Origin of the sequence: Mycobacterium sp. M23085 (genome assembly GCF_045343915.1) — a bacterium.
Taxonomy (GTDB): Bacteria; Actinomycetota; Actinomycetes; order Mycobacteriales; family Mycobacteriaceae; genus Mycobacterium.
This window is the reverse complement of the sequence record NZ_CP174280.1, coordinates 2,591,392-2,607,163: the sequence shown is the minus strand read 5'-3', so window position 1 is coordinate 2,607,163 and position 15,772 is coordinate 2,591,392. Positions and strand designations below refer to the sequence as shown.

Genomic DNA, 15,772 nt, shown 5'->3' with positions numbered 1-15,772 from the left:
GTACTTACTTCCGGCCTCGAGGTAGGGGCTCAGAATGCTTTGTAAGCCACATTTTTATATGTAGCGTGGCGGGGGTCTCTGGTATGTGCTGCAATCCGTTCGGCATTAGACTGGCGGTCATGCGCCAATAAAATAGTCATTGAATCCATCAATTCCTCAGGACCTCGTTGTTTATTCGACGAGGTCCGGCTTTTATTTACTCCATAAAATCCAGAAGTAAAAAATAATGCGAGAATACGCATACGTCTTCTTTCGCATCTCGACACCGTCACGGTTTCGCTTCCAACTCGCGCAGCCAGGCCTCCACCGCTGAGCGGCGCCATACCCGTCGGCGCCCAAGCTTGAAACTGTGGGGACCTGTGCCCAGATACGCCCAATAACGCCACGTCGCCGCCTTGGTGCTAGTCCATTTTTCCAGGTCCATAGCTGATAGAAATTCGTCTTCCAACACGAGCCTCATCCGTTTCAACTACCAAGCAGCTCTTGGCTTAATTCGAATGATCCAGACGTAACCAATGACAGGCAAATGGCATTCCTGAGAAAGGGTACTTATTTTCCCGAAACCTCACGCTAAACGGGGTTGCTTCATACAGGAAAGCGCAGGCAGGAACTTTGGTAACGCAACACAGGAGATACCAAGTTCTGAAAACTCTCAGGAAAAAGTTTTGGGATGACGGCTTGGCTGAGGTTTGTCGTGGAAAAGCCGTACTCTCGATTTCATGAGACGCAACCGCAGGGCCGGTGTCGAGGACCGGTGGTACCGGACCATCCGCGATGAATACGGAAATTCTAGTACTGTCGCCAGCGCGAACTACGGCAAAGGAAGCCGTTGGCGGGCAAGGTATGTCGACGACGACGGTCGCGAGCACTCCAAAGCCTTTGCGCGCAAGGTCGACGCTCAACAGTGGCTCGACAACGAGATCACCGCGAAGCTCGCGACCGGGACATACATTGCGCCCGGCGCCGGGAAGGTGACGGTCGAGGGGGTCTACAAGTCCTGGGAGCGCTCGCAGGGCCACATAAAAGCCCGTACCGCTGCGGGGCGACGCGGCGTCTGGAAGAACCATGTAGCCCCGGTGTGGGCCGACGTGCCGGTGATCGACGTGAAGACTTCGGCGGTGCGGGCCTGGGTAGCGTCCATGGTGAGCGACGAGCTAGGGGTGCCGACCATCGAGAACGGATTCGGTGTCTTGCGCCAGGTCATGGGTGCGGCGCTGGACGACAACCGCATTTCCCGCAACCCGTGTGATGGCGTCCAGTTACCCAGGCGCAAGCACGCCGATCGCGGCTACCTCACCCACGCCCAGGTGGCTGCGTTGGCCTCCGCCGTCGAGTATCGGCCCGAAGTGGTGCGGTTCCTTGCCTACACCGGTCTGCGCTGGGGTGAGATGGCCGCCCTGCGGGTCGGTGATTTTGACATGCTTCGCCGCCGGGTGAACGTGTCTAGGTCCGTTACCGAATTCAACGGGCTCGTGTGGTCAACGCCGAAGTCATGGGAGCGCCGCTCGGTGCCATTCCCGGCGGTGTTGGCCGCCGAGCTATCGGCCTTGATGGTCGGGAAGGCGCGGGATGATCGCGTTTTCGCCAGCCAGCACGGCGATGTGTTGCGAGTGTCTAACTACCGCAAGCGATTCTTCGCGGCAGCAGTTGAGAAGTGCAAAGCCGCCGACAAGACGTTTCCCACGATCACGCCGCATGATCTTCGGCACACAGCGGCCAGCCTGGCGGTCAGCGCCGGGGCCAACGTCAAGGCCCTTCAGCGGATGCTCGGGCACGCCAAGGCGTCGATGACGCTGGACGTGTATGCAGACCTTTTCGATGACGATCTAGACGGTGTTGCTGCCAGCCTGGACGCGGCGATCAAATCTGCTGCGGACGCACTGCGGACGACATCCGCGCAATAGGCCGATTACCTGGGCTTTCAGGCCCTAGAACGTGTTGACCTTCTCGACGCTGACGAACATGCCGTGCTTGGTCTGGTCGTTGGTGAAGCGGGTGCCGTCCGTGTTGGCGATGATCGTCCAGCCCTGCGCCGCATAGGTCTTGTAGTCGATGGTGACGGTCGGGATGGCCCCCAGGTTGCCCAGCACCCACTGCACCTTGCCGCCCGTGTTGATGCTGACGCCGTTGGCGTGTTCCCCATCCTGCAGCGGGGAGTTGGTGAACGGTGCCTCGCAGCCGACGGTGTCCTTATTGATCTGGCAGCGCGTCACGCCGGACTTCGTCTCGATGAAGACGTAACCGTTCTGGTCGGGCGGCAACGGGATGGCGCCCGCCGGGGTGGTCGGGTTCACCGGCGCGGCGGACGGGCCCGGGGCCGGGGCGGCGGTCGCCGACGGCGGTGTGGACCGCGGCGTGGGGAAGGACGGTTCGGTGGGTCCCGCCCCGGGCGATGCCACCGGCCGGCCCCCGATGATCGAGCTGCAGCCCGACACCAGCTCCGAGCCGGCCACCAGTGCCACGAGCAACAGCGAACCACCGGCCAGGCTCCGCCGCGCATTCTCCGAAAACCGCACCCGCCGCTCCCCAGACGATTCGAATAGCGGACCTCACGTTACGCACCGAGAGGCGAAAGTCGCTGCCCCGGCGCGGCTATCGATACAGAGCCGATGGCCCAGGTTTATCACCGCGTGACCGACCCGTGGCGCCAAATCTGACCGGGGACTTACAGCCCCAACAGCTTTTCGGCGTTGCGGTGGCTGATGGCGGCCCGCTCGTCGTCGGACAGCGGCAAGCCGTCGAGGAAGGCGCGGGCCTCGACCATCGACCCGAACGGGTAGTCGGCGGAGAAGGCCACCCGTTCGATCCCCACCTGCGCCACCAGGTTCGCATACGTCGCGTGGTCATTGAAGTTGGCGAACGTGTAGTGAAAGTTCTCCCGCAGATAGGAACTCACGCGGCGCTGCAGACCGGTCAGTTCCGGTTTCAGGGTGGCGTCGAAGCGCGGCAGCATGAACGACGTCGCCTCGCCCATGTGCCCGATGATCATCTGCAACGACGGGTGGCGGTCGAACACGCCGCCGAGGATCATTCGCAGCGCGTGGGTGGCGGTGTTGATGTGCCACCCCCAGCCCACGGTGGCCAGCGCGAACGTGACGGGCTCGGCGAACCCGGCGTAGCTGGACTCGATGACGCCCGCCGGCGGGATGGTCGGATGCAGATAGATCGGCGCCTGCAGGGCGGCCGCCCGCTCCAGGATGGGCTCGAAGAACGCGTCGTCGAGGTAGCGGCCCCGGCTGTGCCCGTTGATCACCGCGCCGGGAAAGCCGAGCCGGCGCACCGCCCGCTCGAGTTCCTCGGCCGCCTGGTCGGGGGCGCTGATCGGCACGGTGGCGAAGCCCGCCAAGCGATCCGGGTACCGCGCCACCGCCGCGGCGAGCTGGTCGTTGCAGTCGCGCGCGAGCCGGACCGCTTCGTCTGGATCCAGTTGCTCCACACCGGGTGCGGCCAGCGACAGCACCGCCAGGTCCACCCCGGCCTCGTCCATCGCCGTGATGCGACCGTCGCCCAGATCGCTGGCCGGTTCCACGATGCCCGCCCGCGACGCCAGCCAGGTGCCCGGTCCGCGCAGGAATTCGGTTGTGGCGTAATGCTCTTCGAGAGCGATGACGCGCATCTGAGTTATCCTTCGAGGACTCGGGCGGCTGCGTCCCAGTACGGCAGCTCGTCGCGGTTGGCGGCCAGGCGGATGGTTTTGGTGTAGCCGTATTCGGCCAGCGTCTCCTGGGCGTGCTCGCGGCCGAACCCGCTATGGCCGACGCCGCCGAATCCGCTGCCGATGGCCACCCGGGCATAGTTGTTGACGAAGACGGCTCCGGCCCGGATCTGCCGGCTCACCCGCAGCGCCCGGTCGCCGTCGGCGGTGAACACCGCGGCGACCAGCCCGTACGGCGTGCCGTTGGCGATGCGCACCGCCTCGGCCTCGTCGCTGAACCGGATCAGGGCGACGACCGGGCCGAAGATCTCCTCCTGCGCCACCCGCATGCCCGGCGTGACGCCGGTCAGCACCGTGGGTGCGACGTAGAAGCCGTCCGCGAGCCGGGGATCCCGCGGCAGCGGCGCCTGGGCGGCGATGCGGGCGCCCTCGGCTACGCCGATGTCGAGATAGTTCAGGACCTGCTTCTGCTGGGCCCGGGTGACCAGCGGGCCCACGTCGGTGGCGGGGTCGGCGCCATCACCCACTCGCAATCGGCGCACCGCGGCGCACAGCTTCTCTTCGAATTCGTCATAGACGTTGTCCTGCACCAGGATTCGGGATGCCGCAGTGCACGCCTCACCCTGGTTGAAGAAGCCGCCGTCGACGGCGGCCAGCAGCGCCTCGTGCAGGTTGGCGTCGCCGAACACCAGCAGCGGGTTCTTCCCGCCCAGCTCCATCAGCGCCGGCGTCAGGTTGCCGGCCGCGGTCCGCAGCACGGCCGCACCAGTGAGTGGCGATCCGGTGAAGGAGATCTTGCCCACCAGCTCATGCTCGGCCAGCGCGGCGCCCACCTGACCGCCGCCCGGCACGGCGTGCACCACCGGATCGGGCAGCACCGACTGGATCAGTTCCACCAGCCGCAGCACCACCGAGGGGGTCTGCTCCGGGGGTTTCAGCACCACGGCGTTGCCGACGGCCAATGCGGGCGCGACCTTGCCGGCGGTGTGAATCGGCGGCCAGTTGAAGGGCACGATGCCGGCGATCACGCCGTACGGCTCCAGGGTGGTCACGTCGAAAACGGGGCCGTAGTCGCGCGCCTGACTCGGCAGCACCTCGACCATGCTGCCGAAGTATTCGAAGATTCCGATCGCCGCCTCGACGTCGAAATTGCGTGCCTGGGTGATCGGCTTGCCCATCTCCCGAGACTCGAGGGCGGCGATCTCGTCGGCGTGCGCGCGGATGACGTCGGCGATCTGCCGCAGGTAGCGGCCGCGTTCGCGGGCCGGGCGTTGCTTCCAGTTCAGGTGCCCGGCGTGCGCCGCCCGCACGGCCCGGTCCACCTCGTCGGTGCCGGCCCCGCGGACAACGGTGACGACCTGACCGGTGGCGGGGTTTTCCACGACGAACCGGTCGTCGGTGGACGCCGACGACCATGGCGTGCCGATCTCGGCGGGGGCTTGCTGATCCATGGGCATTGTCACGGTATGCCCGGCTTCCTGATCAGCGCCAACGATATCTTCTGATGATCGCCATCACCGATGGTGATAATCGCGGTCATGGAGCTTCGCCAGCTCGAGTACTTCCTGGCCGTCGCGGACTGCCGAAGCTTCACCGCGGCGGCAAAGCGCCTGCGCGTCGTGCAGTCCGGGGTGTCCACCACGATCAAGGCGCTCGAACGCGAGCTGGGTGCCGAATTGTTCGCCCGGGGCCCGTCCGGTGTGGCGCTGAGCCCCGCCGGCGAGGCGCTGCGGCCGCACGCCCGGAGCACCCTCGCCGCCGCGGGCGCGGCCAAGGACGCGGTCGCCGCCGCCCGGGGCGCCGTGCGCGGCACCGTGACCGTGGGGACGCTGACGTCGGTCAGCGTCATCGACGTGCCGACGGTGCTGGCCGAACTGCACGCCCGTCATCCCGAGGTCGTTGTTCACCTGCGTGCGGCCAGCGCCGGGTCGGCCGGCCTGGCCGGCCAATTGCGCGACGGGGATCTCGATGTCGCCTTCCTGGTTTTCACAGGACCGCCACCCGCCGACCTGCACACCCGGCTGGTGGCCGAGGTTCCCCTGCTGCTGGTCGTCCCTGCGGAGCACCCACTGGCCCGGCGCAAAACGGTTCCGCTGGTCGACCTGGCGGGCATGTCCTTCGTCGACGGGCCGCCGGGATACGGCAACCGCACCGTGGTCGACAACGCGTTCGCGGCCGCGGGCGTCGAGCGGACCGTCGCTGTGGAGGTCGCCGACATCGGCACCGCGGCGACCTGTATCCGTAAGGGCCTGGGGATCGGTTTTCTGAGCTGGTCCATCCTCGACGGCATCGACAGTTCGGGCCTGGTCAGCGTCCGGACCACCGGGCCCGACCTGCAGTGGCGGCTCTACGTGGCGACCTCGGCGACCCGGCAGGTCAGCGCGGCCACCCGGGCGTTGCTCGCGCTGATGGATGAAGTCAACGGCTTGTCGGCAGGCCCCGGGAACAAGGCGGGGTCGACCGCCGTTAACACGATCGACAAGTTGAGCGAACCACACTCAATACCGGTTGACAGCCCAGGCCCGCAAGGGCAGTCTTGAGCGGGGTTCACTCAGCATAGTGGCACCAGACAGGCTCTACACATTCAGGAGGAATCACTATGGCTCGTGCGGTCGGTATCGACCTCGGGACCACCAACTCCGTCGTCGCAGTCCTCGAGGGCGGTGACCCGGTCGTCGTCGCCAACTCCGAGGGTTCGCGGACCACGCCGTCCATCGTCGCCTTCGCCCGCAACGGCGAGGTGCTCGTCGGCCAGCCCGCCAAAAACCAGGCGGTCACCAACGTCGACCGCACCATCCGTTCGGTCAAGCGGCACATGGGCACCGATTGGTCCATCGAGATCGACGGCAAGAAATACACCGCTCAGGAAATCAGCGCCCGCGTGCTGATGAAGCTGAAGCGCGACGCCGAGGCGTATCTGGGTGAGGACGTCACCGACGCGGTCGTCACCGTGCCGGCGTACTTCAACGACGCCCAGCGTCAGGCCACCAAGGAGGCCGGCCAGATCGCCGGCCTGAACGTGTTGCGGATCGTCAACGAGCCGACCGCGGCCGCGCTGGCCTACGGCCTGGACAAGGGCGAGAAGGAACAGACCATCCTGGTCTTCGACCTCGGTGGCGGTACGTTCGACGTCTCGCTGCTCGAGATCGGCGAGGGTGTGGTCGAGGTCCGCGCCACCAGTGGCGACAACCACCTCGGTGGGGACGACTGGGATGACCGCGTCGTCGAGTGGCTGGTCGACAAGTTCAAGGGCACCAGCGGCATTGACCTGACCAAGGACAAGATGGCGATGCAGCGGCTGCGCGAGGCCGCGGAGAAGGCCAAGATCGAGCTCTCGAGTTCGCAGAGCACCTCGATCAACCTGCCTTACATCACCGTCGACGCGGACAAGAACCCGCTGTTCCTCGACGAGCAGCTGACCCGCGCCGAATTCCAGCGCATCACACAGGATCTGCTGGACCGCACGCGTAAGCCCTTCCAGTCCGTGATCAAGGACGCCGGTATCTCGGTCTCCGAGATCGACCACGTCGTCCTGGTGGGTGGTTCCACCCGGATGCCCGCGGTGACCGACCTGGTCAAGGAGCTCACCGGTGGCAAGGAGCCCAACAAGGGTGTCAACCCCGACGAGGTGGTGGCCGTTGGTGCCGCGCTGCAGGCGGGTGTCCTCAAGGGTGAGGTGAAAGACGTTCTGCTGCTTGACGTTACGCCGCTGAGCCTGGGTATTGAGACCAAGGGTGGCGTGATGACCAAGCTGATCGAGCGCAACACCACCATTCCCACCAAGCGGTCGGAGACCTTCACCACGGCCGACGACAACCAGCCGTCGGTGCAGATCCAGGTCTACCAGGGTGAGCGCGAAATCGCTTCGCACAACAAGCTGCTCGGCTCCTTCGAGCTGACCGGCATCCCACCGGCTCCGCGCGGCGTCCCGCAGATCGAGGTCACGTTCGACATCGACGCCAACGGCATCGTGCACGTCACGGCCAAGGACAAGGGCACCGGCAAGGAGAACACGATCAAGATCCAGGAGGGCTCCGGCCTGTCCAAGGAGGAGATCGACCGGATGATCAAGGACGCCGAGGCGCACGCCGAGGAGGACCGTCAGCGCCGCGAAGAGGCCGACGTCCGCAACCAGGCCGAATCGCTGGTCTACCAGACGGAGAAGTTCGTCAAGGACCAGCGCGAGGCCGAGGGCGGCTCGAAGGTTCCCGAGGACACCCTGTCCAAGGTCGACGCCGCGATCGCCGAGGCCAAGACGGCTCTGGGCGGCACCGACATCACCGCGATCAAGGCGGCGATGGAGAAGCTGGGCCAGGAGTCCCAGGCCCTCGGACAGGCGATCTACGAGGCCACCCAGGCCGCCGGCGAGCAGGCCGGTGGCGACGCGGCCGGCGGCGGGTCTGGCTCGGCTGACGACGTCGTGGACGCGGAGGTGGTCGACGATGACCGGGAGTCCAAGTGACGGAAAGCAATCCATCCGAACAGGTGACAGTCACCGACAAGCGCCGAATCGATCCCGAGACCGGTGAAGTACGGCAGGTCCCTCCCGGCCCCGAAGCAGGGGCGCCGGGAGGGGCGCCGGCCGGTGAGCCGGCGGGTCAGGCCGAGGGCAAAGTCGCCGAGCTGACCGCCGATCTGCAACGGGTGCAGGCCGACTTCGCCAACTACCGCAAGCGGGCGCTGCGCGACCAGCAGGCCGCGGCGGACCGGGCCAAGGCCGCCGTCGTGAACCAATTGCTGGGCGTGCTCGACGATCTCGAGCGGGCGCGCAAGCACGGCGATCTGGAATCCGGTCCACTGAAGTCGGTGGCCGACAAGCTGGAGAGCGCACTGACCGGCCTCGGCCTGTCGGCGTTCGGCGAGGAGGGCGAGGACTTCGACCCGGTACTGCACGAAGCGGTCCAGCACGAAGGTGACGGCTCTCGGCCGGTGATCGGCACCGTCATGCGGCAGGGCTACAAACTGGGCGACCAGGTGCTGCGCCACGCCCTGGTCGGTGTCGTCGACACGGTCGTCGATGACGGCGACGCAGCGGCCGCCACCGGTGAGTCCGCTGCGGCGGCTGGGGAAACCGAGCCGGCCGAATCGGACGATAACGCCGGCGCCTCCGGTGACTAGACCACACAATCAGCACAACAAAAGAGAGCAGAGAAAGGTGAGGAGGTGACGCGACATGGCCCAGCGTGAATGGGTCGAAAAGGACTTCTATAAGGAGCTGGGCGTCTCCTCTGACGCCAGTCCCGAAGAGATCAAACGCGCCTACCGCAAGTTGGCGCGCGATCTGCACCCGGACGCCAACCCCGACAACCCTGCCGCCGGCGAACGATTCAAAGCGGTCTCCGAGGCGCACAACGTCTTGTCGGATCCGGCCAAGCGCAAGGAATACGACGAAACCCGAAGGCTGTTCGCCGGCGGTGGTTTTGGCGGGCGCCGGTTCGACAGCGGCGGGTTCGGGGGCTTCAACGTCGGCGGAGACGGCGCTGAGTTCAACCTGAACGACTTGTTCGATGCCGCCGGCCGAAGCGGCGGCACCAACATCGGTGACCTGTTCGGTGGCTTGTTCGGGCGCGGTTCCGGCACCCGGCCCAGCCGGCCGCGCCGCGGCAACGACCTCGAGACGGAAACCCAGCTGGATTTCGTCGAGGCCGCCAAGGGCGTGGCGATGCCGCTGCGGCTGACCAGTCCGGCGCCCTGCACGAATTGCCATGGCAGTGGCGCGCGGCCGGGCACCAGCCCGAAGGTGTGTCCCACCTGTAACGGCTCCGGCGTGATCAACCGTAACCAGGGCGCGTTCGGCTTCTCCGAGCCCTGCACCGATTGCCGGGGCAGCGGTTCGATCATCGAGCACCCCTGCGAGGAGTGCAAGGGCACCGGCGTCACCACCCGTACCCGCACCATCAACGTGCGGATCCCACCGGGCGTCGAGGACGGACAGCGCATCCGGCTGCCCGGCCAGGGCGAGGCGGGGCTGCGCGGCGCGCCGTCGGGTGACCTGTACGTGACGGTGCATGTGCGACCGGACAAGGTGTTCGGCCGCGACGGCGACGACCTGACCGTGACCGTTCCGGTCAGTTTCACCGAGTTGGCCCTGGGCTCAACCATTTCGGTGCCCACGTTGGACGGCAAAGTCGGTGTTCGGGTGCCCAAGGGCACCGCCGACGGCCGGATCCTGCGGGTGCGCGGCCGGGGCGTGCCCAAGCGCGGCGGCGGCAACGGGGACCTGCTGGTGACCGTCAAGGTTGCCGTACCGCCCAACTTGGAGGGCGCGGCCCAGGAGGCGCTGGAGGCGTACGCCGCCGCCGAGCGTGCCAGTGGCTTCGACCCCCGGGCCGGATGGGCAGGCAATCGCTGATGGCCAAGGGCTCGAGCAATGCAAGGAAAGAGGATGCCCGGACCTTCCTGATTTCGGTGGCCGCCGAGCTGGCCGGCATGCACGCCCAGACGCTGCGCACCTACGACCGCCTCGGCCTGGTCAGCCCGCGCCGGACTTCCGGTGGGGGACGGCGGTATTCGGAGCACGACGTCGACCTGCTGCGTGAGGTGCAACGGCTCTCGCAGGACGAGGGGGTAAACCTCGCCGGGATCAAGCGCATCATCGAGCTGACCAATCAGGTCGAGGCGTTGCAGGCCCGGGTCAAGGAGCTGACCGAGGAGCTGGCTCAAACGCGCGCCGCCAGCCCGCGCCGCGATGTGGCGGTGGTGCCCAAGAGCACCGCGCTGGTGGTGTGGCAGCCGCGCCGCGGACGCTGATTCTCTCGCTCGGTTTCACTTCGTGGTCACACCCGGATCGAAAACTGCGTGACCGCCGGCTCGCCCGGTACGGCGCAGCGGTAGCCGCCCCGGCGCAGCGCGTCGGTCGGCGCGGCCATCGGCTCGAAGCACACGATCGCCTGCGCGGGGTCCTGTACCGGCGGCGCAAAAATCTGCGCCGCCGGATAGCCACGCTCGAAATGCACCTCGATGCGGCGACCGCCGCCGGACACCGCGAACACCGAACCTTCGGCCACCTGGTCGTAGGCATCGTCGAAAGCCTTGTCGCACAATGTTTCCTGTCGCGCCGGCTGTGGCTCGGCGTCTCCGGTGGGCAGCCCCTTGTCGTCGAGGCCCAGATGCCGCAGCGGCGGTGTCTCGATGACCCAGTCGGCCCGCGGCGCGTCGGGCAGCTGCAGGTAGGGATGAAATCCGAAGCACAGCGGCACCGCACGGTCGCCGGTCGCGGTGACCGTGGTCCGGACCGTCAGCGTCCGGTCGGCCAGCCGCGCCGCGACGGTCAGCAGGTGCGGGTACGGGAAGCTGGCCAGCAAGCGGGGATCGGCCCCGAAATCCAGTTCGGCGGTCAGCGCGTTGGCGGCCTCTTCGGTCACCCGCCATCCGGGGTAGGCGGCCAGGACGCCGTGGATGGGTAGCCCGTGCGGATCGGCGCGCACGCCGTTTTCGCCCGGCGTCAGGGTCACGGTGACGCCTTGTGCGGTATAAGTGTTCTCGCTCAACCGATTTGCCCACGGATACAAGATCGGGATGCCCATCGTCTTGCCGTCGGAGAGGTAGGCGTCCAGGCCGCGGCGCTGGCCCAGCAGCTCGACACCGGCGTCGCGCAGCGACGTGCCGATCATCCCCGCGTCGGGAACGTACTGCGCAACCACCGGCGACGTGGGATCGTGCAGGGTGACGACGTGCATGGCTACCTCCATAGCGGGTCATGCTGAATGTGTTCGGGCGGAGCGCCTTTGGCGATCAGGGCGGCCTTGGTGGCGCTGACCATCGCCGGCCCGCCGCAGATCAGGATCTGCCGGTCGCCCCAGCCGCCGTACTTGGTCACCACGTCGGGCAGCCGCCCGATCTGGTGCACGTGCAGCCCGCGTGGCGGCGTGACGTCGGGATAGTCCGCGGCCCATGGCGGGTCGCTGTTGTACTCCGAGACGGGCGAGACCGACAGCCAGGGGTTGTGCGAGGCGACCTGCCACAGGGTCGGCAGATCGTAGAGTTCGCAGCGGTACCGGCCGCCGAAGAACAGATGTATCCGTGGGTTCACCGCGAACCGCGACAGGTCCATGATCAGCGCCCGCAGCGGGGCCAGGCCGGTGCTGCCGGCCACCATCAGCACGTCACCGCCCTCGCGGTCGACCTGCAGGCCGCCGTGCGGGCTGGACAGCCGCCAGCGGTCGCCGATGCGGGTTTCGTTGACGATCGCGGTGCTGACCAGTCCGCCGGGGACCAGCCGGACGTGAAACTCGATCCCGCCGCCGGGGTCGGCCGGAATCGCGGGACTCAAATACCGCCAACGGTGCGGGCATTGGGGCACGTGGACGTTGACGTATTGGCCGGGGTGGTAGGGCATCGGCTGATCGAGCTGCAGCCGGACCACCGCCAGATCCCGCGACACCCGGATGTGCTCGATGACGGTCCCGTCCCACCACGCCGGCCCCTCCTCGGCGTCGGCGGCGCCGCTCATCACCCCGGTGATCAGGTTCAGCGACTGCCTGGCCGCCTCGTCGACGGCGTCGGTCCAGGCCGCACCCAGCTGAGCGCGCAGTGTGCTCAGCAAGGCGCGCCGCAGGGTTTCGTAATGGCGCGCCAGCACACCGTATTTGCGGTGATCGCGGCCGAGCTGTGCCAGGAACGCCACCGGCTCCCGCGCGCGCCGCGCGACGAGCTCGCCGTATACCCAGTGCAGCGCATGGCCGAAAGCGAGCCGCTGGGGGGCCATTTCGGGCGGGAACAGGTCGCGCACCGAGGGATCGAGGGCGAACCAATGGGTGTAGAAGCGGTGAACGAGCTCACCGGAAGCACCGACCGAGCCCGCCTCGCCCGGTGCGAAGGCATCGCGCAACACGTGCAGTGCGTCGACGTCCTCCAGGCTCACGGGCCCCGATTCTAGGCTCGGCCGTCGGCCACTCAGCCCTGTCGGACGGTGTTGGCGGTCCCGACGTCGTCGATCTTGGGCGAACCCCAGTGATAGACAACGACGTTGCCGGTCCCCGAGGCGCTCACCGCATCGGTGCTGTCGACCGCGACGTGGTTGCCGCTGCCCGAAACGCTGACGCTGGTGCAGTGCCCGGTGAGGGTGATGGTGTTCTTCTCCCCGCTCACCGACAGATAGCCGGCATGACAGGGAATCGTCTTCGTCATACCCGTCCCGCTCAACTGCAGCGTGCCGGACTCCGGGACCGTCGTCGAGGGGCCGCTGCCGGCGAGATCGGTGTGCAACCCGACCGCGACCAGCGCGGCGAGCGCCAGGCCGACGGCCACGGCGGCGAGCAAGAAGGTCAGCGGGACGCGGCGCGCGGTCCGGGCGAACTCGGCGCCGGCCTGGTCGGGGTGCTGGGTCGTCTGCGTCATCGATACAGGGGTACCCAGTACGCCGGGTCAACGAAAACTCGGTAGAGTTGAGCGGAACAGACTCAACCTTGACGGCGTTGAACAAGCGGACAAGCATTTTTGCCAACCTTTTTGTACCCGAATGGAGCTCGTCGTGGACTCTTTCAACCCGACTACCAAGACCCAAGCGGCGCTGACCTCCGCGTTGCAGGCGGCCTCGGCCGCCGGTAACCCCGAGATCCGGCCCGCGCACCTGCTGATGGCCCTGCTGACGCAGGCGGACGGCATCGCCGCGCCGCTGCTGGAGGCCGTCGGCGTCGACCCGGCGACCATTCGCGCCGAAACCGAGCGGCTGCTGGAGCGGCTGCCGCAGGCCAGCGGCGCCAGCTCGCAACCGCAGCTGTCGCGCGAGTCGCTGGCCGCCATCACCACCGCGCAGCAACTGGCCACCGAGATGAACGACGAGTACGTCTCGACCGAACATCTGCTGGTGGGCCTGGCCACCGGCGACTCCGACGTGGCCAAACTGTTGACCGGCCACGGCGCCTCGCCCCAGGCGTTGCGCGACGGGTTCGTCAAGGTGCGCGGCAGTGGCCGGGTCACCAGCCCCGAACCGGAGGCGACCTATCAGGCGCTGGAGAAGTACTCGACCGACCTGACCGAGCGGGCCCGCGACGGCAAGCTCGACCCGGTGATCGGGCGGGACAACGAGATTCGCCGGGTGGTGCAGGTGCTCTCGCGACGCACCAAGAACAACCCGGTGCTGATCGGTGAGCCCGGCGTCGGCAAGACCGCCATCGTGGAGGGCCTGGCTCAGCGCATCGTCGCGGGTGACGTGCCCGAGAGCCTGCGCGACAAGACCGTCATCAGCCTGGACCTCGGGTCGATGGTGGCCGGCGCGAAGTACCGCGGCGAGTTCGAGGAACGCCTCAAGGCCGTGCTCGACGACATCAAGAACTCCGCCGGCCAGATCATCACGTTCATCGACGAGCTGCACACCATCGTCGGCGCCGGCGCGACCGGTGAGGGCGCGATGGACGCCGGCAACATGATCAAGCCGATGCTGGCCCGCGGCGAGCTGCGGCTGGTCGGCGCCACCACCCTGGACGAGTACCGCAAGTACATCGAGAAGGACGCCGCGCTGGAGCGCCGGTTCCAGCAGGTGCTGGTGGGTGAGCCGTCGGTGGAGGACACCGTCGGCATCCTGCGCGGGCTGAAGGACCGGTACGAGGTGCACCACGGGGTGCGCATCACCGACTCGGCCCTGGTGGCCGCCGCGACGCTGTCCGACCGCTACATCACCGCGCGCTTCCTGCCGGACAAGGCCATCGACCTGGTCGACGAGGCCGCCAGCCGGCTGAAGATGGAGATCGACTCCCGGCCCGTCGAGATCGACGAGGTGGAGCGGCTGGTGCGTCGCCTCGAGATCGAGGAGATGGCGCTGGCCAAGGAGGAGGACGAGGCGTCCAAGGAGCGGCTGGAGAAGCTGCGCTCCGAGCTGGCCGACCAGAAGGAGAAGCTGTCCGAGCTCACCACCCGCTGGCAGAACGAGAAGAACGCGATCGACGTCGTCCGCGAGCTCAAGGAGCAGCTGGAGGCGTTGCGCGGGGAGTCCGAGCGCGCCGAGCGCGACGGCGACCTGGCCAAGGCCGCGGAGCTGCGCTATGGGCGCATCCCCGAGGTCGAGAAGAAGCTCGACGCCGCGCTGCCGCAGGCCGAGGCCCGCGAGAACGTGATGCTCAAAGAGGAGGTCGGTCCCGACGACATCGCCGAGGTGGTCTCGGCGTGGACCGGCATCCCGGCGGGCCGGATGCTCGAGGGCGAGACCGCCAAGCTGCTGCGCATGGAGGAGGAGCTGGGCCGGCGTGTCATCGGCCAGCGCAGAGCGGTGACCGCCGTGTCCGACGCGGTGCGGCGTTCCCGGGCCGGCGTCGCCGACCCCAACCGGCCCACCGGATCGTTCATGTTCCTCGGGCCGACCGGCGTCGGGAAGACCGAGCTGGCCAAGGCGCTGGCCGAATTCCTGTTCGACGACGAACGCGCGATGGTCCGCATCGACATGAGCGAATACGGCGAGAAGCACTCGGTGGCCCGGCTGGTCGGTGCGCCGCCCGGCTACATCGGCTACGACCAGGGCGGTCAGCTGACCGAGGCGGTGCGGCGGCGCCCGTACACGGTGATCCTGTTCGACGAGATCGAAAAGGCGCACCCGGACGTGTTCGACGTGCTGCTGCAGGTGCTCGACGAGGGGCGGCTGACCGATGGGCAGGGCCGCACCGTCGACTTCCGCAACACCATCCTGATCCTGACCTCCAACCTGGGCTCGGGTGGCAGCGAGGAGCAGGTGATGGCCGCGGTGCGCTCGGCGTTCAAGCCGGAGTTCATCAACCGGCTCGACGACGTCATCATCTTCCACGGCCTCGAGCCCGGTGAGCTGGTGCAGATCGTCGACATCCAGCTGGCCCAGCTGCAGAAGCGGCTGGCGCAGCGGCGCCTCACCCTCGAGGTGTCACTGCCGGCCAAGCAGTGGCTGGCGCACCGCGGCTTCGACCCCGTGTACGGCGCTCGGCCGTTGCGCCGCCTGGTGCAGCAGGCCATCGGCGACCAGCTGGCCAAGCTGTTGTTGGCCGGCGACGTGCACGACGGCGACACCGTTCCGGTGAACGTCAGCCCCGACGGCGACTCGCTGATCCTCGGCTGACCCCCAGAGGGGGACCATCGCGGTCCGGCGACACGCCCCACCTGTGATTGGGTTGTGACCTGGTCGCCTTCTGTGTTCCGGGCCAATAGCAGATACCC

Annotated in this window: 14 protein-coding genes; 7 read left to right on the top strand and 7 right to left on the bottom strand. The window is 67.4% G+C overall.

The genetic code is table 11. The features are described 5' to 3' along the window. Positions 1 to 29 precede the first annotated feature (29 nt). Complete coding sequence (locus tag ACIUM1_RS11935) at positions 30 to 242, bottom strand: hypothetical protein (protein ID WP_406817344.1); 213 nt, start codon at positions 240 to 242, stop codon at positions 30 to 32. Between the two features lie 477 nt (positions 243 to 719). Here ACIUM1_RS11935 and ACIUM1_RS11930 point away from each other — a divergent pair, with 477 nt between their 5' ends. Next, on the top strand, positions 720 to 1,904 hold the full coding sequence (locus tag ACIUM1_RS11930) for a tyrosine-type recombinase/integrase (RefSeq protein ID WP_406817343.1): 1,185 nt from the start codon (positions 720 to 722) through the stop codon (positions 1,902 to 1,904). A 24-nt stretch (positions 1,905 to 1,928) separates the two neighbouring features. On the opposite strand, the gene ACIUM1_RS11925 is transcribed toward ACIUM1_RS11930, so the two are convergent. The 3 genes from ACIUM1_RS11925 to ACIUM1_RS11915 form a co-directional block, all read right to left on the bottom strand. After that, entirely contained in the window at positions 1,929 to 2,516 is a 588-nt protein-coding gene (locus tag ACIUM1_RS11925; RefSeq protein WP_406817342.1) for a hypothetical protein, read from the bottom strand. A gap of 149 nt (positions 2,517 to 2,665) precedes the next feature. After that, positions 2,666 to 3,616, bottom strand: coding sequence for an amidohydrolase family protein (locus ACIUM1_RS11920; protein ID WP_406817341.1), 951 nt, complete (start codon positions 3,614 to 3,616; stop codon positions 2,666 to 2,668). A gap of 5 nt (positions 3,617 to 3,621) precedes the next feature. Further along, the gene (locus ACIUM1_RS11915) at positions 3,622 to 5,106 is read right to left on the bottom strand and encodes an aldehyde dehydrogenase family protein (RefSeq protein ID WP_406817340.1); all 1,485 of its coding nucleotides are present in this window, start codon (positions 5,104 to 5,106) and stop codon (positions 3,622 to 3,624) included. An 87-nt stretch (positions 5,107 to 5,193) separates the two neighbouring features. Here ACIUM1_RS11915 and ACIUM1_RS11910 point away from each other — a divergent pair, with 87 nt between their 5' ends. The 5 genes from ACIUM1_RS11910 to ACIUM1_RS11890 are packed head-to-tail and all read left to right on the top strand — an operon-like array spanning position 5,194 to position 10,405. Continuing rightward, entirely contained in the window at positions 5,194 to 6,195 is a 1,002-nt protein-coding gene (locus ACIUM1_RS11910) for a LysR family transcriptional regulator (RefSeq protein ID WP_406817339.1), read from the top strand. Positions 6,196 to 6,254: 59 nt separating this feature from the next. Beyond that, the gene (gene dnaK / locus ACIUM1_RS11905; RefSeq protein WP_406817338.1) at positions 6,255 to 8,117 is read left to right on the top strand and encodes a molecular chaperone DnaK; all 1,863 of its coding nucleotides are present in this window, start codon (positions 6,255 to 6,257) and stop codon (positions 8,115 to 8,117) included. Next, a complete protein-coding gene (gene grpE / locus ACIUM1_RS11900) occupies positions 8,114 to 8,773 on the top strand; it encodes a nucleotide exchange factor GrpE (RefSeq protein WP_406817337.1) in 660 nt (219 codons plus the stop codon). The genes dnaK and grpE overlap by 4 nt, the downstream gene beginning before the upstream one ends. Positions 8,774 to 8,828: 55 nt before the next feature. Further along, positions 8,829 to 10,007 carry a molecular chaperone DnaJ gene (dnaJ, locus tag ACIUM1_RS11895; protein WP_406817336.1) on the top strand — a complete coding sequence of 393 codons (1,179 nt, stop codon included), beginning with the start codon at positions 8,829 to 8,831 and terminating at the stop codon, positions 10,005 to 10,007. Beyond that, on the top strand, positions 10,007 to 10,405 hold the full coding sequence (locus tag ACIUM1_RS11890) for a heat shock protein transcriptional repressor HspR (protein ID WP_406817335.1): 399 nt from the start codon (positions 10,007 to 10,009) through the stop codon (positions 10,403 to 10,405). The genes dnaJ and ACIUM1_RS11890 overlap by 1 nt, the downstream gene beginning before the upstream one ends. Positions 10,406 to 10,431: 26 nt before the next feature. Here the strand turns inward: ACIUM1_RS11890 and ACIUM1_RS11885 are convergent, their stop codons facing one another. The 3 genes from ACIUM1_RS11885 to ACIUM1_RS11875 are packed head-to-tail and all read right to left on the bottom strand — an operon-like array spanning position 10,432 to position 12,994. Then, positions 10,432 to 11,334 carry an aldose 1-epimerase gene (locus tag ACIUM1_RS11885; RefSeq protein ID WP_406817334.1) on the bottom strand — a complete coding sequence of 301 codons (903 nt, stop codon included), beginning with the start codon at positions 11,332 to 11,334 and terminating at the stop codon, positions 10,432 to 10,434. A 2-nt stretch (positions 11,335 to 11,336) separates the two neighbouring features. Beyond that, entirely contained in the window at positions 11,337 to 12,518 is a 1,182-nt protein-coding gene (locus tag ACIUM1_RS11880) for an FAD-binding oxidoreductase (protein ID WP_406817333.1), read from the bottom strand. Positions 12,519 to 12,550: 32 nt separating this feature from the next. Then, positions 12,551 to 12,994 carry a DUF3060 domain-containing protein gene (locus ACIUM1_RS11875; RefSeq protein ID WP_406817332.1) on the bottom strand — a complete coding sequence of 148 codons (444 nt, stop codon included), beginning with the start codon at positions 12,992 to 12,994 and terminating at the stop codon, positions 12,551 to 12,553. Between the two features lie 133 nt (positions 12,995 to 13,127). Between ACIUM1_RS11875 and clpB the strand changes: the two genes are divergently transcribed. Then, positions 13,128 to 15,674, top strand: coding sequence for an ATP-dependent chaperone ClpB (gene clpB / locus ACIUM1_RS11870; RefSeq protein ID WP_406817331.1), 2,547 nt, complete (start codon positions 13,128 to 13,130; stop codon positions 15,672 to 15,674). Positions 15,675 to 15,772 lie beyond the last annotated feature (98 nt).

Bases quoted from the DNA above. Each gene is read 5' to 3' on its own strand.
- ACIUM1_RS11935 (WP_406817344.1), bottom strand. From the start codon at position 242: ATGCGTATTCTCGCATTATTTTTTACTTCTGGATTTTATGGAGTAAAT.
- ACIUM1_RS11930 (WP_406817343.1), top strand. From the start codon at position 720: ATGAGACGCAACCGCAGGGCCGGTGTCGAGGACCGGTGGTACCGGACC.
- ACIUM1_RS11920 (WP_406817341.1), bottom strand. From the start codon at position 3,616: ATGCGCGTCATCGCTCTCGAAGAGCATTACGCCACAACCGAATTCCTG.
- ACIUM1_RS11915 (WP_406817340.1), bottom strand. From the start codon at position 5,106: ATGGATCAGCAAGCCCCCGCCGAGATCGGCACGCCATGGTCGTCGGCG.
- ACIUM1_RS11910 (WP_406817339.1), top strand. From the start codon at position 5,194: ATGGAGCTTCGCCAGCTCGAGTACTTCCTGGCCGTCGCGGACTGCCGA.
- dnaK (WP_406817338.1), top strand. From the start codon at position 6,255: ATGGCTCGTGCGGTCGGTATCGACCTCGGGACCACCAACTCCGTCGTC.
- dnaJ (WP_406817336.1), top strand. From the start codon at position 8,829: ATGGCCCAGCGTGAATGGGTCGAAAAGGACTTCTATAAGGAGCTGGGC.
- ACIUM1_RS11890 (WP_406817335.1), top strand. From the start codon at position 10,007: ATGGCCAAGGGCTCGAGCAATGCAAGGAAAGAGGATGCCCGGACCTTC.
- ACIUM1_RS11885 (WP_406817334.1), bottom strand. From the start codon at position 11,334: ATGCACGTCGTCACCCTGCACGATCCCACGTCGCCGGTGGTTGCGCAG.
- ACIUM1_RS11875 (WP_406817332.1), bottom strand. From the start codon at position 12,994: ATGACGCAGACGACCCAGCACCCCGACCAGGCCGGCGCCGAGTTCGCC.